Below are 23,688 nucleotides of genomic sequence, written 5' to 3'. Positions count from 1 at the left end.
TCGGCGGCCGCCGTGTTGCCGTGAAAACGGTCGCGAAGCCGCTTCGTGTTTTCTAGTTGTAGGAAATAGCGCCTCTATCCTAGATTGGCTCAAGGCCGACGCCGAACGGCCTGCAGGTGACGGAAAATTATCTGACGAGGGCTTGGATTTCGGAAGACATGAATTTCAGAAGGTTTTGGATTTCAGTGGGAGCGTTGAATGCAGATCTTGGGAAGGGGATGGGAGCTTCACCTCAAGCGCCTCGGAATGCACAAGAGCGGCTCGCGGCAGCGAACCTATGGCAGTTATCAAGTCTATATTGACGGCACTGCGGTGCCGTCTTTGGCAGGATTCATTTGCGAAAGATCGGGACCCGGCGACAACAGGACAGCGGGAAACGGCAAACGGATCGAGGCAAAAACCTATCCGCTGTGGACTCAATTCGGTCACTACAGATCTATCGGCTACTCGACGAGCCAGGAAGTGGCAGGCGATCCCCCGATGCCGGCCCTCCTGCTGTTGGGAACGGGCAGAAGAACCGGGATTCTGATTCATCCTGCGCATCCGCCGAATCTTTACCTGTCGAGCATCGGCTGCCTGAATCCGACGAACGCACTCGGCCCCGGGGACCTCATTGACTTTTGGGATTCGCGCCGCCGCGTAATCGCCCTGCTCGAGAGCCTGAGGGAATATGCACCCACGGCCTTCGCGCACGAGGTCTCATCCCGGATCAAGGACGCCTCGATCGTCGTAGATGGAGAGCCAACCAGACGGCTTGCCGCGCCGCGGACGCGCTCTACCGCCGTCATGTCGGCGGCGACCGCCCTGTTGCTGCCGATCTCGAAGGCGTCAGCGCTGATTTGCGCCAGGTGGCTGATGGACAATTTCGGCGACAAGATCAAGAACGCAACCGTCGGCAAGGCCTACAAGCCGAAACACCTCTGCGCGATCGCGTGCCAGGAAACCGCATACAAATGGATTCCGTGGATCGGCCACCACTCGACCCAAACCATTGTGGAACGCGCCGTCTTCGACGCGAGCGGCGACTACCCCGGCACCTCGCGCAGCGCATTCCCGGTCAATACCAGAGCGTTCCGCGACAAATACGGCCAGGCGTTCACCGACATGCTGATTGAAGAAGCGAACAAGACCCGTCGCCTGCAGGGGTGGGGCAACAAGCCGTGGGTCTACAAGGGTTACGGCCTCTTTCAATACGATCTGCAGCATGTGAAAACTGCCGAGGGTTTTTTCGCCAACAAGGAATGGTACAGCTTCGACAATTGCCTAAGCCGCGTCGTTCAGGAACTCGACAGCAAACTGACCGCCCACGGCGGGAATCTCTGGAAAGCCATCAAGGCCTACAACGGCTCTGGCGCGAACGCCGAGAGATACATGCAAAACGTCAAGGTCTTCACGGAATACTGTGAGGAGGTAACCGGACCCTGACCTTTTAGACGCGTGTGTCCGGGTCAGCGTGCTCATCCTGTGGAGGTCGCACGTCTTTCAGAATCCCGTCGTGGACCAATGCGGCCGATCGGTCGGATGCTTCAAGATTCTTCCCGGCATCCTCACTTCGACACCGGCAAGGTCAATGCCCGGAAGGATTTCTGAGGCTTGCCTGCGGCCTTGCACTTTTTGGTTCCGTCGTCCGACAGCAGCATCATGCTTGAACTGCCGGGAATCGCGAATACCGCCTCAGGTGCGAAATCGGCCGGGATTTTGACCTTCATCGCGACCGGTTCGGTGTCGCCTTCCCTACCGCTCCAGGTGAACAGGGCGAATGGCGCCTTCATATCCGAATCCTCGGCGTCGCCGTGCGGCCCCGCGACGATGACGTAGGTATTGTTGATCCAGTCGATGCTGCGGACGCCGCGTCCTTCGAGATTGTCGAGCCGCCAAGGATTGCCGAAAACGGGCGTCTTGCCGGCGTCCTTCACCACGTCGGCCGGATTATTGAGTGGGATCACCAAGGCCTTCCTGTCGGGACGCGGATTGCGAAATCCAATCAGGAGGCGGCCGTCGGGCGTGGCAGCGAGGCCCTCGATGTTGAAGCCTGTGTTCGATTCCGGAGGCGGTCCCTCCTCCTTGCCGGGTGCATAGGCCTCGGCAAGTTTCTTGGAAAGTTTCGCAGCCTTCAGGGTCGGATCCTTGAACATGTCCTCGCGCAAGTTCTTGTAGGCGCCGGATCCGATCGGCTCCAGGCGAGGACCTTCCGCATGCGACACGATGCGTGCCGCGAACAAGCGCGACCGGCCTGGTTCGGACTCGCCGCCGGAATCGCGGCCGTGCGAAGCGATCCAGTAGATGCGATCACCAATACGCGCCGCCCCCTCGATGTCGGCTTCCTTGAAAACCGGATTGCCATCCGCTCCGGGTTTCTTTTTCTTCGGGGCTTCCAGGAACGCATCCAGGTTGAGTTCCTGAACGGCGGCGGCCTGTCCTATGCGGTAGACATTGAGGACATTGTTGTCATCATCCGCTACGGCAAAAAAGTTCTGATCGAGCGCCACCGCAGCCGAGCCGTCGCAGGCGCCTGCATATGTCGTGATCTGGTCCGCACCTTGTGCTGTCGCCAAGGAATTCGTGAGCATGGACAGGGCGACGATGATCAGCAAGCGCAATATAGGAGTGGACTGGATCATGCGTCATCTCCCAAAATAACTTGTAAAGCGACCACAATGCACCTGCATCGCAAACGTGTCAAACCCAAAGATGCAACCGACAAATGCACTTTGAGGCGCGTCAGCCAGTGACGGTTCGATACATCGCGCGGCCGAGAAGACGGGCGTGCCGTTTGAGAGACAAATTGCCGTAGGCGTTGCGGCTTCGGCGCACCCTATCGGCGAGGCTCAGCCAAATTTTCCTGCCCAATCGCCCCCTACACCGGCGGCGTGCCGTGGGTGTGAAACGACTCGATCGTCTTCAGCCCCCAGGCCTGCCCCTTCTTGCGCTCCTCTTCGGTCCAGACGATCGGCTTCCAGTCGGGCGCGAGAATGAGCCGGGCCCCAGCATTGGCGACTTCGACGCGGTTGCCGCCGGGCTCGTAGACGTAGAGAAAGAAGGTCTGCTGGATCGCGTGCTTGTGCGGACCGGTCTCGATGTGGACGCCGTTCTCCAAAAAAATATCGGCAGCGCGAAGAATCTCCTCGCGGCTGTCGAGCGCGTAAGTGACGTGGTGGAAGCGGCCGGCCTTGCCGTAGTGGTCGCGGGTATAGGCGAAGTCGTAGCTCTTGTTCGACATCGTCATCCACATCGCGGCTTCCGTGCCGTCGTTCAGCACGATCTGTTCGGTGGTGCGCAAGCCCAGATAGTTTTCGAAGAAGAGCCGGTTCGCCTTGATGTCGACGGCCAGGCAATTGAGGTGATCGAGCCGGCGGACATTGACGCCGCGCGCAGGAAAGCGTTGCGCCTGGTTCTTTAACGCCGGCTTGAGTTCGGGCGGCGCCTGATACCATTCGGTTTCGTAATAGAGCTCGACGATATGGCCGTCGGGGTCGCGACAGCGGAATGTCGGCCCCTGTCCCATATCGCCATCGATCCAGCCAATGTCGAAGCCGGAGCCTCTCAGCGCGGCGACGCGACGCTCCAGCGCCTGCGGGCTGCGCGCGCGCAACGCCATGTGCTCCATGCCTGATGTTTTCGAGGCCGTCAGCTTCAGCGAATAGCGCTCGTAATCGTCCCAGCCGCGCAGGTAGACCGAATCGCCCTTCTGGCCGCTGACGGTCATGCCCATGACGTCGACGAAGAATTTCAGGCTCTCGTCCGGCTTCGGCGTCAGCAATTCCATGTGGCCGAGATGGGCGAGATCGAAGATCGGCTCGGGGGTCATGTCGGTTCTCCTGATCGAGTTCGTCATACCCCGCGAAGGCGGGGTATCCAGTACGCCGTGCTGTCGCGAACAAATCCGAAGCGACGCGGCGTACTGGATCATCCGCTTTCGCGGATGATGACAGCTGTGCGGGTGGCTACCAGAGCGCCCGCGTTACATCGTCGAACAACTCCTCCACCGCAAGCGCACCCGGAATGAGTTTTTGCTGCGCGGAGTAATCGATAATCAGTTGCAGCGAACGCTGCATCTCGTCCCGGCTGAAGCGCGGCGCTGCTGGCGAAGCGGTCGCGGACTCGGCGAGCAGCCGATGCACCTCCCGCACAGCATCCGGATGTTCCTCCGACAATCTCCGGCTCACCACCACCATATGGTTGATCGGCACCACACCGTGCTCCCCAAACCAAGCCTTCTCTTCAGCAGCGGCATCGGCAAACAGCGGCTTCAAATCCGGATGATCCGATTTCTCCCCGAGCACTGCATCGAGTTCGCCGTCGATCAGCATCTGGACAATCTGCTTGCCCGCAGGCGCCCGCCTGGTCGTATCGACGAATTCGGCGACATGGGCCTCCTCGAACGTCACCCACTCGATCGAATCGAGATCGACACCATAGTCGTTGGCAAGGATGCCGCGCAGCCATGCGCCGGTGGTCGTCGTGAAGGAGCGGATGCCGACCCGCTTGCCGCTGAGATCGCGCGGCGTAAGCGTTCCCGCCTTCGCATTGTAAAGCGCATGCCCATGCTGAAAGCGGGCCAATACGACATCGGGCAGCAGCACCATCGGCTTGCCGAACGATTTTGCCATCAAATACGTGACGATCGCCATCTCCGAGACGTCGAACGCCCCCTCACGGACCATCGGCTTGAAGCCTTTGTTGGTCGGCGAATACGGCGCGAAATCGAACTCGACCAGGTCCGATCTGATCGATCCGCTCTTCAGCGAGGTCGTGCCGGGATGGTCGCCGAGCAAGGTGCACAGGCGCATCGCCACTTCAGTCCTCCTCCAACTCGTCGACATAGATGAGACCGGCCTTCGCCAGCGGCTCGCGCATCTTGTACATATCAAGCCCGAGCACGCCCGCGGCGAGTTGCTTGCGCTTGCCGTCTTCGTCGGCGACGCGCTTCTCGCCCTTGACGACGACATCGGCGGCGTCCTTGCGTCCGATCACCACGACGCCATCGTCATCCGCAACGACCACATCGCCCGGCTTCACATTGATGCCGGCACATACCACCGGCACATTGACCGCACCGAGCGTCGCCTTCACTGTCCCCTTGGCCGAGATCGCCTTCGACCATACTGGAAAGCCCATTTCGCGAAGCGATTTGGCGTCGCGAACGCCGGCATCGATGACGAGGCCTCTTACGCCGCGCGCCATCAATGAGGTCGCCAGCAGATCGCCGAACATGCCGTCGGTATTGTCGGTCGTGCAGCCGACCACCAGAATATCGCCGGGCCGGCACTGCTCCACCGCGACGTGGATCATCCAGTTGTCGCCGGGTTGCGCCAGCACGGTCACGGCGGTGCCTGCCGTCTCGGCCCCGCTCCACACCGGGCGCAGATAGGGCTTCATCAGCCCGAAACGGCCATAGGCCTCATGCGCGGTGGCGACGCCGAGTGCGCCGAGCCGCTTCACGAGTTCGGGCTCTGTGCGCTTGATATTGCGGACGACGACCGTCTTCATGCCAGTTCCTCCATCGCCATCGGGAACAGCCGCTGATAGGCCTCGCCATAGGTCATTGGCTTGCCGGTGTTGCGGCCACCCTGCACGCCCCGCTGCAGCGCGACCCGCTCGTAATAGGCCCACAGGTGCTTCTGGGCCGCAAGAATTTCGAACGTCTTGCGCTTGATATCCCAGACCTCGTCGATGTTGAGGATCACCTGCGGCTTGAAATTGCACATCTCCGGCTGATGCGGCTCGAACAGGAACACCGGCGGCGCCGAATAGGTGTATTTGGCGCCGGGCTTTGTGACCCATCGCCTGCGCGACCACGCGGGTTTCCTGCGCGAAGTGCGCCGCGTTCGGATGATCGAAATTATAGGGATCTTCCAGCGCATGGGTCAGCACGAAGGACGGATTGAGCTCGCGGTAGATATCGACCATACGGTCGAAATGCGCCTCCGTGAGCCGCAGCGGATAATCTCCCGCGTCGAAGAACTCGATTTCCGCGCCCAGCATCTCCGCCGCGCGCTGCGCCTCGTCGCGCCTTCCGGCCTTCACCTTCTCCATCGTCGCGCCGGGCTCTTTCCAGGCGAACTGGCTTTCGCCGCGCTCGCCGAACGAGAGGCAGGCGATCTTGATGCGGTAGCCCTTCTTGGCGTGCAGCGCGATCGCGCCGCCCGCGCGCCAGACGAAATCACCGGGATGCGCGGTAACCACAAGGCCCGTTTTGCCAGCATTGCTCATGATCGGGATTTCCTCCTTCGATTGTTGCACGTTGCCGGCCGCGCCGGCAGCATGACTACTGTTTGGCAATTCCTGCCCGCCCGATCACGTCAGCCCATTTGTCGACATCGACCTTCAGCCGATCGAGGATTTCCTCGGGCGAGCTGGCCTTGGCCTCGATGCCGAGATCGAGCGCGCGCTTCTTCAAGTCGGGCATCTCGAGCACTTCGCGCAGCGCGGCATTGAGCGTCCTGATCACCTCCGGCGGTGTGCCCTTCGGCGCAAAGATCGCGTTCCAGGACCGCGCCTCGAAATCCCCGCCGCCGGCTTCCTTCACCGTTGGCACATCAGGCAGAAACGTGGTGCGCACGGGCCCCGAAGACGACACGGCAATCGCCGCCTTGTCGGCAATATGCGATCGCACCGCGCTGTAATTTTCGATCGCCATCTGGATATCGCCACGCAACAGCGCGATCAGCACTTCGGGCGAACTACGGAACGGCACGATCGTAACATCGACGCCGGCGGTCGATTTGAACAATTGCGCGGCGAGGTTCTGGGTCGATCCGACATTGATGGTGCCGACATTGAGCGTGCCGGGCCTTTGCTTCGCTGCCTTGATGAAGTCAGCCAGCGTCGGATACGGCGAGCCAGCCTGGGAGACGAAGATGAAGTCGAAATAGCCCATGCTCGAAACCGGCACGAAATCGGTCACCGGATTGAACGTCAGGTTTTTGAACAGCGATACGGAAATCGCGGTGCCGTTGCTGAACAGCGCCAGCGTATGGCCGTCCGCGGGCGCGGACAGCACAGCGCGCGCTGCGTTGATACCCCCGGCGCCCGGCATGTTCTCGATGACGAAGCGCTGGCCGAGCTTTTCGCCGAGTTTTTCGGTAACAAGCCGCGCCGTGACGTCGGCGACGCCGCCCGCGCCGAACGGCAGGATCAGCCGCACCGGTCGGTTCGGATAACTTTGCGCGCGGGCGAATTGCGGCAGCAACAGCGCTGCCGCCAGCGCCGCCATGCCGGCGAACAACGCGCGGCGCCGGCTCAAGCCATGCTGCTTTCGTTTGTTCACCATCGCACGCGCTCCTTCAAAACTCGAACAGCCGCGCCGGATTGTCGACCAGAATCTTCTGCTGCAGTTCCGGTTCCGGTGCAAACAGCGGAATGAGATCGACCAGATCGCCATCGTTGGGCATCACCTTCACATTGGGATGCGGCCAGTCGGTTCCCCAGATCACGCGCTCCGGCGCCGTCTCGACGATGCGGCGCGCGAACGGCACCGCATCGTGGAATGGTGGCCCGCCGGAGGAAACCCGCTCGCAACCGCACACCTTCACCCAGCATTTCTCGTCACGCTTCATCAGGTCGATCAACGTCCGGAACGGAAGCTGGTCGAGACCGTCGGATACCTTGACGCGCCCCATGTGATCGATGGTGTAGCGCACCGGCAATTTTGCCAGCATCTCGGCATATTCAGGCAAATCGATCGCGTCGAAATGCAGGTCGATGTGCCAGCCGAGCGGCGCGACCATCGCGACGATACGATGGAACGCCGCCATGTCGGGCACCCCGCCGAGATGACGGACGAAGTTGAAGCGGCAGCCGCGGAAACCTCCCTCGTGCAGCTCGCGAAGGCCGCGCTCGGTGATGGTATCGTCGATATTGGCGACGGCGCGAAAGGTCCCGTTGCTGACGGCAATGGCATCGAGCGCCACGCGATTGTCGGTGCCGTGCACGCTGGCATTGACGATGACGGCGCGGCCGATCCCGAGCTTGCTGTGCAACGCCCGGAAATCCTCGAGCGGCGCGTCCGGCGGCGTATAGGGCCGTCCGGGCGCGTAAGGATATTTGTCGCCGGGGCCGAAGATGTGGGTATGCGCGTCACACGCCAGCAGCGGAAGCTTGAACTTCGGCGTTCGCGTGTCGGGATCGGGTCCGGGAATTGTGGGCTGGTTCATAGTGCCTTCTGCAGTGCTCGGTTCGGGCAGGTACCTAGTCGGATGGATTTTCTTTCCGCTTTCGAACGGCACCCACTGCGTGCGGTTGTGTTGGCTTGATCCGGCGTGACGCGCCGTCGATTTTATCGACGTCGGATGCCTGCAGCGAGGCAACCGTCGCCGAGACGATCTGCTCGATCGCTTCCGCCATGTCGGCGCCATCGGCTTCGCCGCGGGAGAGCCGCGTCACCCGCTCCGGATTGACGAGGGTGTAATACAGCGCGCCGAGCAGGAACTGCGACCGCCAGACGATCGTCGTGCGCGGCAGATGCGGCAGGCTTTCCGCGATGGCGTCAATGAATGCATTGGTGGTGTCGTCGAAGATTTCCGCGATGATGCGGCCCACCACCGCGTTGCCTTCGGCCGACATCACCGCGCGCAGCCGCGTGAATCGCGCCCCGCCGCCGGCAAGGTCGCTGCTCGATGAAAACGCCGGCTGCACATAGGCGCGCACGATCGCTTCCAGCCGGTCCTGAATGTCGCGCACGCGCCTTGCCGCCACCAGCAGTTCGATGCGGCGCTTGTTCATGGGACCGCAATGGCGCTTGTAGATTTCGAGCAGCAGCCCGTCCTTGCTCTTGAAGTGGTAGGTGATGCTGCCGGGATTGGCGCCCGCCTCCAGCGCAATGTCGCGGATCGACACGGCATTGAAACCGCGCGTCGAGAACAACAGCTCGGCCGCGCTCAGGATGGCTTCCCGCATGTTGGGGTTTCGCGTCATGGCATTTGCTTTCCGTTCTCGAGTTTTGTACGTTTGTACAAATAATAAGGTCTAGTCAACAAAAATCCTATTCCACAGGAAGGCGCCCCGCATGCCCGTTTTCAGCAAGATCCTGCGCACCGTATTCGCAGCCGCCACGCTTTCGCTGGCGGCCACACACGCCTACTCGGAGCCGTTCCCGACCCGGCCCGTGCGTATCCTGGTGCCCTATGCCGCCGGCGGCGCCGTCGACGTGCTGGCGCGCACGCTCGGGCAATCGCTGTCGAAGACCTGGGGGCAGCAGCCCGTCATCGAAAATCGTCCGGGCGCCGGTGGAATCATCGCTTCGCAAGCACTCACGCAATCGGCGCCGGACGGCTACACGCTGATTCTGGTCGCCAGCGGCCATCCGTTGAACCAGTTCTTCTATCCAAAATTGCCCTACGACACCTTCAAGGACTTCACCGCCATCAGCGAGATCGCCTATTCGCCGCTGGCAATCGTGGTTTCCAAAACCAGCTCAGTGAAGAATTTGCAGGAGTTGCTGTCGACAGCGCGCGCAAAGCCTGAGTCATTGTCGTACGGCATGTCCGGCAACGGCACCTCGGCGCATCTGGCCGGTGAGCTCCTCAACTACATGGCCAAAGTCAAGATCCAGGCGATCCCCTACAAAGGCGGTGCCCCTGCCCTCACGGCCGTGATCGCGGGCGAGATTCCCATGAGCGTCAACCCGCTGCCCGAGGTGGTCGGCCAGCTCGAAGGCAATGCCGTGCGCGCCCTTGCCGTGACGACAGCCCAGCGCTCGAAGGCATTGCCCGATGTTCCAACGGTCGCGGAAGCCGGCCTGCCCGGCTATGACGCCTCGGTTTGGTGGGGTTTTCTCGGCCCGGCCGGCATGGCGCCTGACCTGGTCGCCAAGATCCACGCCGACCTTGCCGCCGTCCTGAAGGATCCGGTGGTTCTGACCGCGCTGGAAAAGATGGGCGCCACGCCGGTCGGCAATTCGCCCAAGGATTTCGATGCCTTCATGCGCGCCGAAGCCGCGAAGTGGGAGCCGGTGCTGAAGGAGGCGAATATCAAGGTGCAGTGAGATCGCCGAGCCGGCTTGCGCGGTCAGATCATCGCGCATTCGCCGGCGCATGCACGTGCCAGAGATCGGCGCGCCAGTGCAGCACGATCGCCAGCATCAGCGCGAGACCGGCCGCCGCGTAGACGGTGCCGGTCGCCGCAAATCCGATCTCGTCGATCAGGCTGCCGGCGGCCAACAGACCGATCGGCAGGCCGTAGATCACCATCATGCGCACGCCCATCACCCGGCCGCGGAAATTCTCGCTCGCGGTCCGCATCAGGATGACGGCGATCGAGATCATGGCGAGGCTTTGCGAAAAGCCCGCCACCACCAGGCACACGATCGCGGTCGGCACGGTCTGCATCTGCGCAAATACCAGCAAGGTCACGTACCAGACGACGGTCGCGCCGATCATCAGCCGCGCCACCCGGATATCGCGGATCAGGCTCAATACGATCGAACCGGCCAGCGAGCCGATCGCAAAACTCGCCGACAGATAGCCAAGCCCGGTCTGGTTGGTGCCGTAGATCGCCTTGGCGATATAGGGCAGCAGGCCGTTGGAGAGCGGATAGGCCGTGAGGTTGGCCAGAAATGCCACCCAGAGCGCAGCCTGCATCCGCGGCGTGGTCCAGACATAGGCGACCCCTTCCTTGAGATCGCGCAGCGGCGAGCGCTGCAACGCCTCGCTGGCCGCCTCGCCCGCGAGTTGCGGCTTTGCCGGCGCCACGATGCACAGCGTCAGCGCGGTCGCGGTAATGTAAAGGCAGACGATCGCCACGTAGGCCGGACCCATGCCGAGCGAGGCAAACAAGCCGGCGCCGCTCAGCGCGCCGGCAATGCGCGCGGTATCCATCGTGGTGCGCGAGATGCTGATTGCCCCAATCAACTGGCCATGCGGCATGATGGTCGCAACCAAAGCGCCGCGAACGCCGAGATCCGACGGACGAACAATGCCCATCACGGCCGCGATGGCAAAAACAAATATCGGCGCGAGATGGCCGGACAGCGCCAGCGTCATCAGCACGGCGGCCAGCATCGCGTAGGTCGCGCGCATCATCGCCAGCAGATCGCGGTGACCGATGCGGTCGCCGACGACGCCGAACATCGGCGCTACCAGCGTACCGACATAGCCGAGCGAGGCGAACAGGGTAAGCAGCAGAACCGATCCGGTCTCGACCAGCACGTACCAGCCGAGAATGAGCGTCTCCATCTCGAACGCCCACGAGGTGAGCAGATCAGCCGGCCATTGAAAGCGATAGTTCCTGACGCGGAATGGTGCGAGCGCGGAAGATCGCGCAGGCTCGCTCAAGATGCGTTGTCGCGATTCATCGCGGTCCACCCTGCCCTGTTTCTTGTTATGAAGAACTGGATAGCAAGCCGGGCCCCTCGTTTCAAGCAGCCGCGTTTCAAGCAGACGACGTCTTAGGCAGCCGACATGGCCCTGGCGCGGTGCGAGAGCAACAGCCGCCTCACCTCGGCGGCCGATATCGCGGGGCTGAACAGATAGCCCTGCATCTCGGTGCAGCCGAGGATGTACAGCAAGTTCCTCTGCTGTTCGGTTTCGACACCCTCCGCCGTTGTCGTCATGTCGCTGGCGGCTGCGATATTCACCACCGCCTGGACGATGGACGAGGATGCGCCGGGGCCTGCGATGTCCCTGATGAACGAACGATCGATCTTGATCTTGTCGAACGGGAAACGCTGGAGGTAGCTGAGCGAGGAGTAGCCGGTGCCGAAGTCGTCCAGCGCGATTCGGACACCCAGCTTGCGCAACTGATGCAGCATGTCGAGCGCCGCCTCGTCGTCGCGAATGAGGACGGCCTCGGTGATTTCGAGCTCCAGCCTGCTCGCGGGAAGGCCGCAGGCGGCCAACGCCGCGGCCACGTTCAGCGCCAGCGATTGGCTCCTGAACTGCACCGGCGAGACGTTGACCGCGACGCGGACATGGTCGGGCCAGGTAGCGGCCTCGGCGCAGGCGGCATTGAGCACCCACAGGCCGAGCTGATTAATCAGGCCGCTGTCTTCCGCGATCGGGATGAATTCCGCCGGCGAGATCATACCGCGTTCGGGGTGCCGCCACCGCAACAGCGCCTCGCAGGATGAGATCTTGCCGTCCTCGATATTGACCACCGGCTGGTAATAGGTCTCGAGGCTGCCGTCGCTGATCGCCTGGCGCAGCTCGAGCTCCAGGCTTCGCCGCGTTTTGGCGCGCTGATCCATGCCGATCTCGAAGAAGCGGTAGGTTCGCCGTCCGTCGCCCTTGGCGCCGTAGAGCGCAAGGTCCGCATTCCTCAACAACTGGTCGAGGTCCACCCCGTCGCTGGGAGCAAACGCTATTCCGATGCTGGCATCGGTGGTGATCAGGTGCCCCATACATTCAAAGGGCTGCCTGATCGCCGAATGGATTGCATCAACGAGCCGAGTGGTTTCCGAGCGATCCTTGATGGGCATTTGAATGACGGCAAACTCATCGCCGCCGAGCCGGGCCGCCACGTCGGTTTCCCTCAAGCAACCGCGTAGGCGATCGGCGACGCCTTTGAGCAATTCATCGCCGATCGGATGGCCGAGCGCGTCGTTGACGCTCTTGAATTCGTCGATGTCGATATAGAGCACCGCCAATTGCTCGCCCGGCCGGATCGCTGTGAGCGAACGTTCCAGCCGCTCGCGGAACAGGATCCGGTTCGGCAGGTCTGTCAGACCATCGTAGTGCGCCAGATGCGCGATCTTCTCTTCCGCGCGCTTGCGCTCGGTGATGTCTTCGATCGTAGCCACCCACCCGCCGCCCTTCAGCGGCCGGTTGATGATCTCGATCGCCCGGCCGCCCGGCGCTTCCGTAAGTTGGCGCGTGGCCTTGCCGAGCGACACCTTCTGAATGATCGCGTTGCAGAATGCATCGACGTCGCCATCGAAGGATCCGGTTTCCTTCCGGTGGGCGATCAGCCGCTGCATGGTGCAGCCGGGCTTCGCCACGTCGGGCGACAATCCGAACATGTCGAGATAGGGCTGGTTGCAAATGATGATCCGCGCGGATGCATCATACAGAACAAGACCTTGCGGGATGTTGTTCACGGCGATCGAGAGCTGGCGCCGCTCGGCCGCCAGCCGCCGATCAGTCAATCGGTCGCGCCGCAGCAAGTGTCCGGCGACTGCGGCCAGAGCGGCGACGAGCGCCAGCAGGACGCGTTCGCGAAGGCTCCATGTCGAGATAGCAAATTGCGCGAGTATGGCCGCCGCGAGCAGGACGACGGCGCAGACAGCAAGCAGCGTAAATAGCCCGGCCTTATCGGCGGGATCGCCAGGCAATTTCTGGTCGCTTTCGATGCTCACCCGAGATGCTTCTCCGCGCGAAATCGCCAATCCGCGGGCGGTTGGCGATCGGTCATGCAGACGCAAGCCGGAATCCAGTTTTCCCGCCCAGCGATATTGGTACGAAGGACAAATGGAAGGCGCGTTACAACTTGCGGTTAGCAATCGGTTACGTCGATACACGGGCTGGCTCCAATCACCATCGCCACTAGCAGGTTATCGAGAGGTGACCCTTGGCTGGTCCTCTCCTTCGAAATGGTAAACGGGAGATTAATTTGCGGCAGAGCTCGCGCGACCCAGCAAATGCGAGAAAACCCTGATTTTCCAAGCCTAACTCGCAATCGAAGCGTGAGATCGGACTCCGCTGCAAATACGGATCCTGACCGAGATGCCGCTGATTTAGCTGATACGGAACCACGCCGGTTTAACCGTTTCGCTAGTCGGGGCCGCCCATAATGCACGCCAGACCCCAATTCATGAGATCCAGGTTCAACACCGTGACATCCTTCGGACGTGTGATTTCCGTGCGCGGCTCCCTCGCCCGGGTCGGACTTCTGGCGACAGGCCAGATGCCCCTTTCCGAAGTGCGCGCCACCGTCGGCCGCTTCATCAGTATTCGCTGTGCGACATCCACCACCATCATCGCCATGATTACCGAGGTGTCGTGCGAGAATCAGCCAAGTTCTGATGAATACATCGCGACCGCATCGGTCGACCTGCTCGGCGAAATTTTCGGCGGCGACCGCCCGAAATTCCAACGCGGCGTCACCAATTATCCGACGATCGGCGACGCCGTCGACCTCGTCACCGCCCAGGACCTTCGCACCGTCTATGCGCCGAGCGGGTCGGACCAGATCAATGTCGGCACCCTGCAGCAGGACCGCTCGGTGATCGCCTATGTCGACGTCGAGGAGATGCTCTCCAAGCACTTCGCGGTCCTCGGCTCCACCGGCGTCGGTAAATCGACCAGCGTGTCGCTGCTGCTCAACGAGATTCTGAAGGCGCGGCCGAACCTGAGGGTTTTCCTGCTCGACGTGCACAACGAATATGGCCGCTGCTTCGGCGACCGCGCGGTCGTAATGAACCCGCGCAATTTGAAACTGCCGTTCTGGCTGTTCAATTTTGAAGAGATCGTCGACGTGCTGTTCGGCGGCCGCCCGGGCGTGCCGGAAGAGCTCGACGTCCTCGCCGAAGTCATTCCGATGGCGAAGGGCATCTATACCCAGTATCAGAACTCCGACCGGCTCGGGCTCAAGCGCATGGATTCCAAGTCGGTCGGCTACACCGTCGATACGCCAGTGCCGTATCGCCTTGTCGACCTGATCTCGCTGATCGACGAGCGGATGGGCAAGCTGGAGAACCGCTCCTCGCGCATCATCTATCACAAGCTGATTTCGCGCATCGAGACCGTGCGCAACGATCCGCGCTACGCCTTCATGTTCGACAACGCCAATGTCGGCGGCGACACGATGGCGGAAGTCATCAGCCATCTGTTTCGGCTGCCTGCCAATGGCCGGCCGATGACCATCATGCAGCTCGCCGGCTTCCCCGCCGAAGTCGTGGATTCCGTGGTGTCGGTGCTGTGCCGCATGGCGTTCGATTTCGGCCTGTGGAGCGACGGCGTCTCGCCGCTGCTGTTCGTCTGCGAAGAGGCGCATCGCTACGCCTCGGCCGACCGCAACATCGGCTTCGGGCCGACACGCAAGGCGGTGTCGCGCATCGCCAAGGAGGGGCGCAAATACGGCGTCTATCTCGGCCTCGTCACCCAGCGCCCGGCCGAACTCGACGCCACCATCATTTCCCAGTGCAACACGCTGTTTGCGATGCGCCTTGCCAACGACCGCGACCAGGCGCTGCTGCGCTCGGCGGTCTCGGACGCCGCCGCCAACCTGTTGTCGTTCGTGCCCTCGCTCGGCACCCGCGAAGTCCTGGCCTTCGGCGAAGGCGTGGCACTGCCGACGCGGCTGCGCTTCAAGGAGGTTCCGGTCCATCAGTTGCCGCGCAGCGAAGCCACGATCGCCACCGTGCCGTCGGTTTCCGCCGGCCAGGACATGCATTTCGTCTCGGCCGTGCTGGATCGCTGGCGCGGCGCAACCTCGCACCGCGACGTGCCGAACGATCCCTCGATCAACGATCGTCCTGCCGCCCGCGTCATGACGCCGGTCGAAGCGCCGATGCTGCAGCCCTCGATGGGGCTCGATCCCGACCGCTTCTCGCTGCTGAAAAAGCCGCTGCGCTGAGGCATTCCAGTTTTGCGCGATTGCTCCGCGCGGGGCGGTGTCCACTTCCCCCGAAAACGCTATATGGTTCCGGCAACGCCGCATCCCGCGGCCATCAGCCGGAACCCTTTCATGTTCAAGCCCGCCGCCAAACGATTTCAGCCGCCCGCCATCGACAAGCTGCCGGAGGATATCCGCACGCGAATTCTCGCGGTGCAAGAGAAGTCCGGCTTCGTGCCGAACGTGTTCCTGACGCTGGCCTACCGGCCTGACGAGTTTCGCGCCTTCTTTGCCTATCACGACGCGTTGATGGAGAAGGACAGCGGGCTGACCAAGGCCGAGCGCGAGATGATCGTGGTGGCGACGTCGGCGGCCAACCAGTGCCATTACTGCGTGATTGCCCACGGCGCGATCCTGCGCGTCCGGGCGAAAAACCCCGTGATCGCCGACCAGATCGCGGTCAACTACCGCAAGGCCGACATCACGCCGCGGCAGCGCGCCATGCTCGACTTCGCCATGAAGGTGAGCCGGGCGGCCAATGAAGTCTCCGAGGCCGATTTTGCCGAAGTCGCCGGCCACGGCTTTTCCGAGGACGACATCTGGGACACTTCTTCGCGCTGTCGAACCGGCTGGCCAACGTCACCGCGATGCGCCCGAACGACGAGTTCTATATGATGGGGCGGTTGCCGAAACAGGAATGAGCCCCGCGTCGTTACGGTTCCATCAGACGTTGCGGAGATGGATGGCTGTCCTGCGGTCGGCAAGATTTCATGTTGGACGCGCTGCCGCCGTGCTAAAATGGTAGCGGGATTTGTCGTCGGACGAACGCAGTGAAAACCCAGCGGCCCATCATCACGGACGATGAGCACGTCGTGCTCAAGTTCCGGCCGCGTACCTCGGCCCACCCGCCTGGCGGGCGGGAAGAACCTGGCCAGGCCGCCAGTCAAGTCAAGGGGCCGCAAACCGCGTACGAACGGTCGCGCGACGAGGGCGACGACTTCCGTCACCGCATGCTCGCCAACATCGCAGCACTCGCCTTCACCGTGGCCCTGACCGCGATCGGCATCTGGCTTGCGGTGAGCATCGCCGATCTCCGCAAGACCCAGGATTGCGTCCTGATGGGCCGCCGCGACTGCGCAAGGATTTCGGTGGCGCCGCAGGGGTAAGCTCCTGTTTCAAATGTTCAAGAGGCCGTCATACCCCGCCACCGGGTCTCGCCCTTGGCGAGCCCGATGACAGGCTCCGGCGGGGTATCCAGTACGCCGCGGCCTACCCACGTCATTGCGAGCGCAGCGAAGCAATCCACATTTCGGCTCGGGGATAGATGGATTGCTTCGCTGCGCTCGCAATGACGCGGAGATGGAGATAGTGACGCAAAACACCATCGTCATCCCCCGCGCATGCGGGGGATCTACCGTGATGTTCGTCAAGAGGTCGATCATGGGCGAGAGTGCGGCATCGTGCTCGCCGGTCAAGGCGACCGCTGCGCGGCGGCGATGCCGGCCTTGACCGGCTGCGCTCGCTGCCGCGTTGGCTTGCCATGATCGAAGGCTCATGCCGCAGGCCTGGCTGCGTGTCTCCAATCTGATCGGTCACGGATCATGGCGTTGAGCGTCACCAGCATTTTGCGCATGACGGCGGTGAGCGCGACCTTGCCCAGGCGATGATTGTCATCGACCAGATGTCGGTAGAAGGCCTTCATGACCGGATTGTGCTGGATCGCGCTGCGGGCGCCGTTGAAGAGCACTTTGCGCACGCTGGAGCGGCCATGACCAATGGACGCATGCCCGTGCTGCTTGCCGCTGTCGCGCGTGTGCGGGGCAAGGCCGCAAAGGGCCGCGATTTTCTTGCCTGACAGATGTCCGAGTTCCGGCAGGTCCGCGATCAATGTTTCCGCGATGGCGGGGCCGACACCGCAGAAGGTTTGCAGCCGCCGGCTGGTCTCGGCATGCGCGGAGCTTGCGATGCGTTCGGCGATGGCCTTGTCGACCGTAGCGAGTGAACGCTCAAGGGCGGCAATGACCGCCCGCAGGCTCTTGCGCACAATGGCGCTGTCTGCCACGTCGCAGCGGCAGGTCTCGGCATGCAGCAGAGCCTGTAACTGCCGGCGCCGCGATGCGAGTTCACGTAAGACCTCATCGGCCTCTGGAACCGACTCGATGTCGCGGCGAGCGAGCTCCTCGGCGGCAAAGTCGGCCAACAATTTGGCGTCGATGCGGTCCGTCTTGGCCTTGATGCCACGCCGCCTGCGATAGGCGACGACTTCGTTCGGGTGCACCTGCTTGAAGGCGACCTTCGCGCGGCGGAGACACCGTCGCAGAAGCCGCTCATAGCCGCCCGTCGGCTCGAACGCGACCAGGCCGATCGAGCCGGCCCCGATCTGCATAAACCAAGCGTCAATCGCTCGCTCACTGTTCGCGATCCGCTTGACCCGACTGTCACCCGCGATCGCAATGTCGATCCACTCCTTGGCAACGTCCACCCCGATCACCATCTTGTCCATGTGGCTGTTCTCCGACAGAATATGCATCTGGTCGGCACGCCGGATTGCAATGCGGGCTCAGGCCCTCTCTACCGTGCGCGTGTCAGACCGTAACGCCGGCGGTCCTAAGATTCCCACGGTCTTGCAGGACCTGACCAGTACTCGAGGGGCCGCCGGCGCCCCATCCAACAGGATGGCGACGCCATCATGCAATCCAGTACGCTGCGGCCTATCGATTCAATCATCGCTGTCTCTGGGATACTGGGTCGCCCGGTCGAGCCGGGCGATGACAGCGAATGTGTGTGTAGCGTTCTCGCGACACGATGCGCCCGAGCTTTTGCAAATCGTTCGCACCGTGGGCGCGATTGCCGTTCGGACGCACGCTCTCGACCGTCCAGAGCCAGACAAGGGACGCGGCAATATAGATACCGCCATAGGCGGCGTAGGCGCGTCCCGCCGCCTCCGTTTGGACCAGCGTCAACAGATAGGCAAATACAATGAGGGAGAATACGCCTGGAAGCAGCCACCAGATGGGCTTGCCGAGGCGCAACCAGCCCCAGAAGGCAAAGCAGCCCAGCGATTTCCGCGACTGCGGCACCAACATAAACGATAGTACTCTTCATAGGCCGAACTTCTCACGGCATCCGCTGCTGCTCAAGGCAGCGGATCAGATCGTCGCGGAGTCAGACCCGCAGCATTCGAATAAGCGGCTTTTCAAGTAGTGGCCATAGCACTGCGACTGCCAATAACGCTGTCGCGGTCCCCATCATGACGAGCGTTGATGTGGCGGGCTTGCGAGCCGCGCGCCGCGTCTGCCACGCGATCCAGCCCCATGCGCCGACGACCGAGAGGATGGCAAGGACGGTGACCCACACATGCATGCCGACAAACCACGCCAGCAAAGGTCCGGCACTGGCGAGAACCGCTGCCGGGAGCGCAAACGGCAAGACGCAACATACGCCACAAGCAACCGCGCCAGTCGAAAGCGTCACCGCGGTGACGCCTGCGGCTTTCGAACCCGGCGGCTCCTTGGCATCCTTCACGCTGGATGCCGAAGTGGCGCACGCGCATGACGATGGCGCGGGCGCGCTTGCCACAAACTGCTTAAACAAAGTGTCTGCGGCCTCGCGGTCCATTTCGGGCGCTGTGACCGTGAGGCGGATTTCGCTTCCCGTCTCGCAAAGCTCAAAGGCAAGGAATGCGCAGCAGGCCCGCTCATTGCGGACCATCTCATGCACGCGCTCGCGCGCATCGAGCGCATAGCTCAATTCCAGTACAAGATCGCGACGCTCGTATTTTCGGAGCGCGTCCTTGTTCAAGGCGGCAATCCAGGCAAGCCGGTCTTCAAACTCGCCGGACGCAAGCGTGCAGGCTATGGGCCGGGCTTCAACCATCGTCATCGGCAATCTCCTTGTGCGGGTGGTCAGATCAGAGCTTGCCGGGACCCTACATCCTCAAGTAACTTGAGGTTCAAGCAGCAAGAAGCGACGGAAAATCAGATAGATGGGCGATCTCAAGATCGGCGCCCTCGCTAGGCAGACTGGCACGAATGCACCGACGATCCGGTATTACGAGGAAATCGGCCTGCTTCGTTCAGCGGGTCGTCAGGCGGGCAACCAGCGCGTCTACAGCGCCGCCGATGTGAAGAGCCTGACGTTCATCCGGCGCTGTCGCGAGTTCGGGTTCTCCATCGATCAGGTGCGTTCGCTTGTGGCACTGGTGCAAGATCCTGCCAGCTCCTGCGTCCATGCGCGCGACCTTGCACAGGAGCATCTGGTCGCCGTGCGTGCGAAGCTTACGGAACTGAAGGCATTGGAGCGCAGCATCGCGGCTTTCGTGGCCAACTGCGATGCATCCTGCGCAGGCGGCGCGGGACCCGAATGCGTGATCCTCGATGATTTGTCGAAGGGGCGCACGCAAACGCGCAACACTTCAGGAGGCCGGCGCTCGAAGACCAGCGCGTGTTCGTAGAGCGCAATGCAGGAAGTGTCAGCAAGCCAGTAGCCCGGATGAACGAAGCGATATGCGGAATGAACCAACCGCGGATTTCGCTTTGCTCCGTCCGGGCTACGCTCGCTACGAGGGCGTTTGCCGGGTCCGCTCGTTGACGATGACCGTCGCTGTTCGCAGCGCCTGCTCGTACCGCTTCAGTTGAGCTTGCGAATATTCCTGCATAGACCGCAGTTCGTCCGGCGTCTTGTTCTTCAACTGGGCGAAGCTGGGCGACAGCGACACGTCATCACTATCTCCCGACGCGTTCGCGCGATGCGCGAGCACGCGCTCGATACGCTGCAATGCGAGCCGATTGCGCTGCACTCCATTGCCGGCGTGTACGACGTAGTGCTGCAGCCTGTCGGTGGACATGGCGCGGGCGCCCTCCTCGTCCCCTTCGATCAACCGAAGCAGGCTCTCGTCAACGATGTCAGAACAGAGGTCGATGCATTCGTCGCAGATGAACACGAAGGGCCCGGCGACCAGCTTTTCCACCTCGTGCTGGCTCTTGCCGCAGAACGAGCAATAGAGGGGTTTGTCTTGTGAAGCCGGATTCGGCAGGCCGCCCGCCGAGACGGCGCGCGGCCGGGTCTCCTCGATCTTGGCCGACAGGATATTCCAATTGTCGTAGCCGAACGCTTTCGCGATCAGCTCCAAGGACTCGCTGTGCGTGGTTTGCACGGCCTTGGCACTTAAGGCATCGCGCAGGGAACGCGCCATGGCCTTCGCATCGCGGAAATCGCGCATGAGAGCACCCGTATCGGCGAACGGAGGAGATCGGTGCCTGCCTTGCCGACCCGTTCGCCAATAGCGAGGGCCGAGATATCAGATACGTTCACCATCCCAGAGGGCGCAGGCGGCAGGTGTATCAACCGGTCATTATAGTTGGCGCGGCCGCGGTCATTGTCAACCCGACGATGAACGCGCCTTGTCGTCCTTCATCGGCCCGCACTTTCTCACCGCAACTCCGCCGCCCGCAACGGCGCGCGACTCAGCTCGTTGCCGGCGGCGATTGCTTTTCGCAACAGCCGCATCAACTCGGCGCCCTCCTTTTCAGTGAGACCGCGCAGCATGAGGCGCTGGGCGGCTTCGACGGCCGGCGTGATGGCGCGCAGCGTTCGCTTTCCGGCTTCCGTAATCTTCAGCTCGCGGGCGCGGCGGTCGCGGCTACTGGGGTGACGCACCAGCAAGCCCTTCTGCACCAGGCGGTCGACCACGCCGGTGATGGTGGTTCGGTCATAGGCGATCAGGCCAGCCAACGTCACCTGATCGATCCCCGGGTTCATCCTGATGGCTGCCAACGCAGCGTACTGAACTGGCGTAAGGTCGAAGCCCGCCTCCTCGACCTCGGCCAGGAACACGGCCACCGCGATCTGCTGGAAGCGGCGTGCCAGATGGCCGGGCATCTCATTGTTGTCTCTCACCAAATTCTCCAAGGTAAACTCAAAGGCGGGTTTTGGAGTTGACAAGCATACTGATAATCAGCATGCTGATCAATATCGTCCGTGCGCTTTGCTCGCGGAATCTGCCGGCAGTCAAGTGACCGACGCCATAGATGAAGGGTAATCCAATCGGTCAAAATCAACTCCGGTCGGCCAAGGACGGGAGGAGCAGGTCTGATGCAGTTTCACCTGAATGGATTCGAGCCGGGCGACCCCGAAATCGCCGACCCCGTCGAGCGGATTTTGCCGTCCGGCACATCTGGACCGGTTCCGGCGGAAGTGGATGTCCTGATCGTCGGCTGCGGACCGGCGGGTTTGACGCTGGCGGCGCAGCTTTCAGCGTTTGCCGACATCAAGACCTGCATCGTCGAGCAGAAACCGAGCCGGCTCTTGCGCGGCCAGGCCGACGGCGTCGCCTGCCGCACCATGGAAATGTTTCACGCCTTCGGTTTCGGCGAGCGCGTGCTGAAGGAAGCGTGCTGGATCACCGAAACGACGTTCTGGAAGCCGGACGATCGCAAGCCCGAAAACATCGTCCGCAGCGGCCGGGTTCAGGACGTCGAGGACGGGCTGTCGGAGATGCCGCACCTCATCCTGAACCAGGCGCGCGTGCATGATTGCTATCTCGATGTCATGCGCAAATCGCCCGCGAAGCTCGAACCGTATTATTCGCGGCGGCTGCTCGACCTTCAGATCGCGCCGTCGGCGCAATTTGAAGACCACGCGGTGACCGTGCGCCTCGAACGGCTCGATGCCGGGCACGAGGGCGAGGTCGAAACCATCAAAGCCCGTTATCTCGTCGGCTGCGACGGCGCGCGCAGCATGGTGCGAAAATCGATCGGGCGCGAGTTGCGCGGCGATTCCGCCAATCATGCCTGGGGCGTGATGGACGTCCTTGCCGTCACCGACTTTCCCGACATCCGCTTTAAGGTGCTCATCCAATCAGCCCGTGACGGCAGCATCATCGTGATCCCGCGCGAAGGCGGCTATCTCGTCCGGCTCTATGTCGAACTCGCCAATCTCGACGCCGGCGAGCGGGTCGCCAGCCGCAACATCACGCCGGACGATCTGATCGCGAAGGCGCGGCGGATTCTCAATCCCCATACGCTCGACGTGAAAGAGATCGCGTGGTGGTCGGTCTACGAAATCGGCCAGCGCCTGACCGACAAATTCGATGACGTGCCGGAAGACGAGGTCGGCTCGCGCCTGCCCCGCGTGTTCATCGCCGGCGATGCCTGCCACACCCATAGCCCGAAAGCCGGCCAGGGCATGAACGTCTCGATGCAGGACGCCTTCAATCTCGGATGGAAGCTCGCCTCCGTTCTGCGCCAGCGCAGCGCGCCGCATCTCTTGCACAGCTATTCGGCGGAGCGACAGGCGGTCGCGAAGGAGCTGATCGACTTCGACCGCGAATGGGCCACGATCCTCGCGTCCGCCAAGGGCGACAACAAGGGCGCGGATCCGGCGAAAACCCAGGACTATTTCGTCCGGCACGGCCGCTATACCGCTGGAACGGCGACCCACTACCGTCCGTCCATCATCACCGCCGAACCAAACCATCAGCATCTCGCCAAGGGTTTTGTGATCGGCACCCGCTTTCACTCCGCCCCTGTCGTCCGCCTTTCGGACGCCAAGCCGGTTCACCTTGGTCACGTCGCCAAGGCAGACGGCCGCTTCCGGATTTTCATCTTTGCCGGCGCCGGTGATCCCGCCGCCACCAACGCCCCTCTCCGCTCGCTGTGCGATTTCCTGAGCGAGAGCCCCAAATCTCCGGTCAGGAGATACACGCCCGCGGGCGCCGATATCGATTCCGTGATCGACGTCCGCGCCATATTCCAGCAGGCGCACACCGAGCTCGCTATCGCGACGATGCCCCCGCTCCTTCTGCCGCGCAAAGGACGCTACGGGCTCGTCGACTATGAAAAAATGTTCTGCCCCGATCTCAAGGCCGGCCACGACATCTTCACGATGCGTGATATCGACCGGGATAATGGCTGCATGGTCGTGGTGCGGCCGGACCAGTACGTCGCGCATGTACTCCCGCTCGATGGCCAAGCGGCGCTTGCGGCGTATTTCGATGCGTTCATGCTAAGGGCCGGTTGAACCGTAGATGGGGTAACGGAACCAAAGCCGGCCGTCCCTGCCCATGAATCGGTCGGCGATCCCCTCGCCGCCCTCCATTGAACTCAGCGCCCCGCTCCGATATACGGGCACTCGACTCCGGCCGAGGGAATGGGCCTTCCGGGGCCGTGCACCCGCCTCCTCCAAGCCGTTCCGGATTTT

The 23,688-nt window shown here is 62.3% G+C and carries 17 protein-coding genes and 6 pseudogenes; 7 read left to right on the top strand and 16 right to left on the bottom strand.

Annotated features, from left to right (window positions below; translation table 11 throughout):
* The first annotated feature begins 198 nt into the window (after positions 1-198).
* Positions 199-1,425, top strand: a complete 1,227-nt coding sequence (locus tag V1273_RS14440; RefSeq protein ID WP_334410023.1) for a peptidase S8/S53 subtilisin kexin sedolisin — start codon at positions 199-201, stop codon at positions 1,423-1,425.
* A gap of 122 nt (positions 1,426-1,547) precedes the next feature.
* Here V1273_RS14440 and V1273_RS14435 read toward each other — a convergent pair whose 3' ends face one another.
* The 8 genes and pseudogenes from V1273_RS14435 to V1273_RS14400 all read right to left on the bottom strand — a co-directional run bounded on the left by V1273_RS14435 (position 1,548) and on the right by V1273_RS14400 (position 8,916).
* Positions 1,548-2,621, bottom strand: a complete 1,074-nt coding sequence (locus tag V1273_RS14435) for a DUF3616 domain-containing protein (RefSeq protein WP_334410022.1) — start codon at positions 2,619-2,621, stop codon at positions 1,548-1,550.
* 236 nt (positions 2,622-2,857) lie between these two features.
* Positions 2,858-3,808 (bottom strand): catechol 2,3-dioxygenase, encoded by a 951-nt coding sequence (locus tag V1273_RS14430; protein ID WP_334368269.1) that lies wholly within the window; start codon positions 3,806-3,808, stop codon positions 2,858-2,860.
* 136 nt (positions 3,809-3,944) lie between these two features.
* Positions 3,945-4,790, bottom strand: a complete 846-nt coding sequence (locus tag V1273_RS14425) for an ABC transporter substrate-binding protein (protein WP_334369256.1) — start codon at positions 4,788-4,790, stop codon at positions 3,945-3,947.
* Between the two features lie 7 nt (positions 4,791-4,797).
* The gene (locus tag V1273_RS14420; RefSeq protein WP_334368268.1) at positions 4,798-5,490 is read right to left on the bottom strand and encodes a 4-carboxy-4-hydroxy-2-oxoadipate aldolase/oxaloacetate decarboxylase; all 693 of its coding nucleotides are present in this window, start codon (positions 5,488-5,490) and stop codon (positions 4,798-4,800) included.
* Positions 5,487-6,213: pseudogene (locus V1273_RS14415) on the bottom strand (PIG-L deacetylase family protein). Before V1273_RS14415 ends, V1273_RS14420 begins: the two are co-directional and overlap by 4 nt.
* Positions 6,214-6,268: 55 nt before the next feature.
* The gene (locus V1273_RS14410) at positions 6,269-7,273 is read right to left on the bottom strand and encodes a Bug family tripartite tricarboxylate transporter substrate binding protein (protein ID WP_334410021.1); all 1,005 of its coding nucleotides are present in this window, start codon (positions 7,271-7,273) and stop codon (positions 6,269-6,271) included.
* A 13-nt stretch (positions 7,274-7,286) separates the two neighbouring features.
* Positions 7,287-8,156 carry an amidohydrolase family protein gene (locus V1273_RS14405; protein WP_334410019.1) on the bottom strand — a complete coding sequence of 290 codons (870 nt, stop codon included), beginning with the start codon at positions 8,154-8,156 and terminating at the stop codon, positions 7,287-7,289.
* 34 nt (positions 8,157-8,190) lie between these two features.
* On the bottom strand, positions 8,191-8,916 hold the full coding sequence (locus V1273_RS14400) for a TetR/AcrR family transcriptional regulator (RefSeq protein ID WP_334410018.1): 726 nt from the start codon (positions 8,914-8,916) through the stop codon (positions 8,191-8,193).
* Positions 8,917-9,007: 91 nt separating this feature from the next.
* Between V1273_RS14400 and V1273_RS14395 the strand changes: the two genes are divergently transcribed.
* On the top strand, positions 9,008-9,985 hold the full coding sequence (locus V1273_RS14395) for a tripartite tricarboxylate transporter substrate binding protein (RefSeq protein WP_334382653.1): 978 nt from the start codon (positions 9,008-9,010) through the stop codon (positions 9,983-9,985).
* Positions 9,986-10,013: 28 nt separating this feature from the next.
* On the opposite strand, the gene V1273_RS14390 is transcribed toward V1273_RS14395, so the two are convergent.
* Together V1273_RS14390 and V1273_RS14385 are read right to left on the bottom strand one after the other, a co-directional pair.
* Positions 10,014-11,273, bottom strand: coding sequence for an MFS transporter (locus V1273_RS14390; RefSeq protein ID WP_334382654.1), 1,260 nt, complete (start codon positions 11,271-11,273; stop codon positions 10,014-10,016).
* Positions 11,274-11,386: 113 nt separating this feature from the next.
* Positions 11,387-13,207, bottom strand: a pseudogene (locus tag V1273_RS14385) (putative bifunctional diguanylate cyclase/phosphodiesterase); the annotation flags it as partial.
* Positions 13,208-13,746: 539 nt separating this feature from the next.
* On the opposite strand from V1273_RS14385, the gene V1273_RS14380 reads away from it, so the two are divergent.
* The 3 genes and pseudogenes from V1273_RS14380 to V1273_RS14370 all read left to right on the top strand — a co-directional run bounded on the left by V1273_RS14380 (position 13,747) and on the right by V1273_RS14370 (position 16,655).
* The gene (locus tag V1273_RS14380; RefSeq protein WP_334410017.1) at positions 13,747-15,510 is read left to right on the top strand and encodes an ATP-binding protein; all 1,764 of its coding nucleotides are present in this window, start codon (positions 13,747-13,749) and stop codon (positions 15,508-15,510) included.
* Positions 15,511-15,621: 111 nt separating this feature from the next.
* Positions 15,622-16,190 (top strand): annotated as a pseudogene (locus V1273_RS14375) (peroxidase-related enzyme).
* Positions 16,191-16,319: 129 nt separating this feature from the next.
* Positions 16,320-16,655: a hypothetical protein gene (locus tag V1273_RS14370; protein WP_334368259.1), complete on the top strand. Its 336-nt coding sequence runs from the start codon at positions 16,320-16,322 to the stop codon at positions 16,653-16,655.
* Positions 16,656-17,041: 386 nt separating this feature from the next.
* Here the strand turns inward: V1273_RS14370 and V1273_RS14365 are convergent, their stop codons facing one another.
* The 3 genes and pseudogenes from V1273_RS14365 to V1273_RS14355 all read right to left on the bottom strand — a co-directional run bounded on the left by V1273_RS14365 (position 17,042) and on the right by V1273_RS14355 (position 19,371).
* A complete protein-coding gene (locus tag V1273_RS14365) occupies positions 17,042-18,019 on the bottom strand; it encodes an IS110 family transposase (protein ID WP_334408422.1) in 978 nt (325 codons plus the stop codon).
* Between the two features lie 193 nt (positions 18,020-18,212).
* Positions 18,213-18,594, bottom strand: a pseudogene (locus V1273_RS14360) (YnfA family protein).
* A 60-nt stretch (positions 18,595-18,654) separates the two neighbouring features.
* Complete coding sequence (locus V1273_RS14355) at positions 18,655-19,371, bottom strand: hypothetical protein (RefSeq protein ID WP_334368257.1); 717 nt, start codon at positions 19,369-19,371, stop codon at positions 18,655-18,657.
* A 103-nt stretch (positions 19,372-19,474) separates the two neighbouring features.
* On the opposite strand from V1273_RS14355, the gene V1273_RS14350 reads away from it, so the two are divergent.
* A complete protein-coding gene (locus tag V1273_RS14350) occupies positions 19,475-19,942 on the top strand; it encodes a MerR family transcriptional regulator (RefSeq protein WP_334368256.1) in 468 nt (155 codons plus the stop codon).
* 438 nt (positions 19,943-20,380) lie between these two features.
* On the opposite strand, the pseudogene V1273_RS14345 reads toward V1273_RS14350, so the two are convergent.
* From V1273_RS14345 to V1273_RS14335, 3 genes and pseudogenes are all read right to left on the bottom strand, one after another.
* A pseudogene (locus V1273_RS14345) lies at positions 20,381-20,524 on the bottom strand (ClpX C4-type zinc finger protein); the annotation flags it as partial.
* A gap of 63 nt (positions 20,525-20,587) precedes the next feature.
* Positions 20,588-20,683 (bottom strand): annotated as a pseudogene (locus V1273_RS34030) (glyoxalase superfamily protein); the annotation flags it as partial.
* Positions 20,684-20,919: 236 nt separating this feature from the next.
* The gene (locus V1273_RS14335; RefSeq protein WP_334368255.1) at positions 20,920-21,387 is read right to left on the bottom strand and encodes a MarR family winged helix-turn-helix transcriptional regulator; all 468 of its coding nucleotides are present in this window, start codon (positions 21,385-21,387) and stop codon (positions 20,920-20,922) included.
* A 195-nt stretch (positions 21,388-21,582) separates the two neighbouring features.
* Between V1273_RS14335 and V1273_RS14330 the strand changes: the two genes are divergently transcribed.
* A complete protein-coding gene (locus V1273_RS14330) occupies positions 21,583-23,508 on the top strand; it encodes an FAD-binding monooxygenase (protein ID WP_334410015.1) in 1,926 nt (641 codons plus the stop codon).
* Positions 23,509-23,688 lie beyond the last annotated feature (180 nt).

It is taken from the genome of Bradyrhizobium sp. AZCC 1721 (assembly GCF_036924715.1).
Lineage (GTDB): Bacteria > Pseudomonadota > Alphaproteobacteria > Rhizobiales > Xanthobacteraceae > Bradyrhizobium.
The sequence above is the reverse complement of the archived record's forward strand: the minus strand, read 5'-3'. Positions and strand labels throughout refer to the sequence as shown.

Excerpts from the sequence above, each read along its gene's own strand:
- V1273_RS14440 (WP_334410023.1), top strand. The coding sequence starts at position 199 with ATGCAGATCTTGGGAAGGGGATGGGAGCTTCACCTCAAGCGCCTCGGA.
- V1273_RS14435 (WP_334410022.1), bottom strand. The coding sequence starts at position 2,621 with ATGATCCAGTCCACTCCTATATTGCGCTTGCTGATCATCGTCGCCCTG.
- V1273_RS14430 (WP_334368269.1), bottom strand. The coding sequence starts at position 3,808 with ATGACCCCCGAGCCGATCTTCGATCTCGCCCATCTCGGCCACATGGAA.
- V1273_RS14425 (WP_334369256.1), bottom strand. The coding sequence starts at position 4,790 with ATGCGCCTGTGCACCTTGCTCGGCGACCATCCCGGCACGACCTCGCTG.
- V1273_RS14420 (WP_334368268.1), bottom strand. The coding sequence starts at position 5,490 with ATGAAGACGGTCGTCGTCCGCAATATCAAGCGCACAGAGCCCGAACTC.
- V1273_RS14410 (WP_334410021.1), bottom strand. The coding sequence starts at position 7,273 with ATGGTGAACAAACGAAAGCAGCATGGCTTGAGCCGGCGCCGCGCGTTG.
- V1273_RS14405 (WP_334410019.1), bottom strand. The coding sequence starts at position 8,156 with ATGAACCAGCCCACAATTCCCGGACCCGATCCCGACACGCGAACGCCG.
- V1273_RS14400 (WP_334410018.1), bottom strand. The coding sequence starts at position 8,916 with ATGACGCGAAACCCCAACATGCGGGAAGCCATCCTGAGCGCGGCCGAG.
- V1273_RS14395 (WP_334382653.1), top strand. The coding sequence starts at position 9,008 with ATGCCCGTTTTCAGCAAGATCCTGCGCACCGTATTCGCAGCCGCCACG.
- V1273_RS14380 (WP_334410017.1), top strand. The coding sequence starts at position 13,747 with ATGAGATCCAGGTTCAACACCGTGACATCCTTCGGACGTGTGATTTCC.
- V1273_RS14365 (WP_334408422.1), bottom strand. The coding sequence starts at position 18,019 with ATGCATATTCTGTCGGAGAACAGCCACATGGACAAGATGGTGATCGGG.
- V1273_RS14355 (WP_334368257.1), bottom strand. The coding sequence starts at position 19,371 with ATGACGATGGTTGAAGCCCGGCCCATAGCCTGCACGCTTGCGTCCGGC.
- V1273_RS14350 (WP_334368256.1), top strand. The coding sequence starts at position 19,475 with ATGGGCGATCTCAAGATCGGCGCCCTCGCTAGGCAGACTGGCACGAAT.
- V1273_RS14330 (WP_334410015.1), top strand. The coding sequence starts at position 21,583 with ATGCAGTTTCACCTGAATGGATTCGAGCCGGGCGACCCCGAAATCGCC.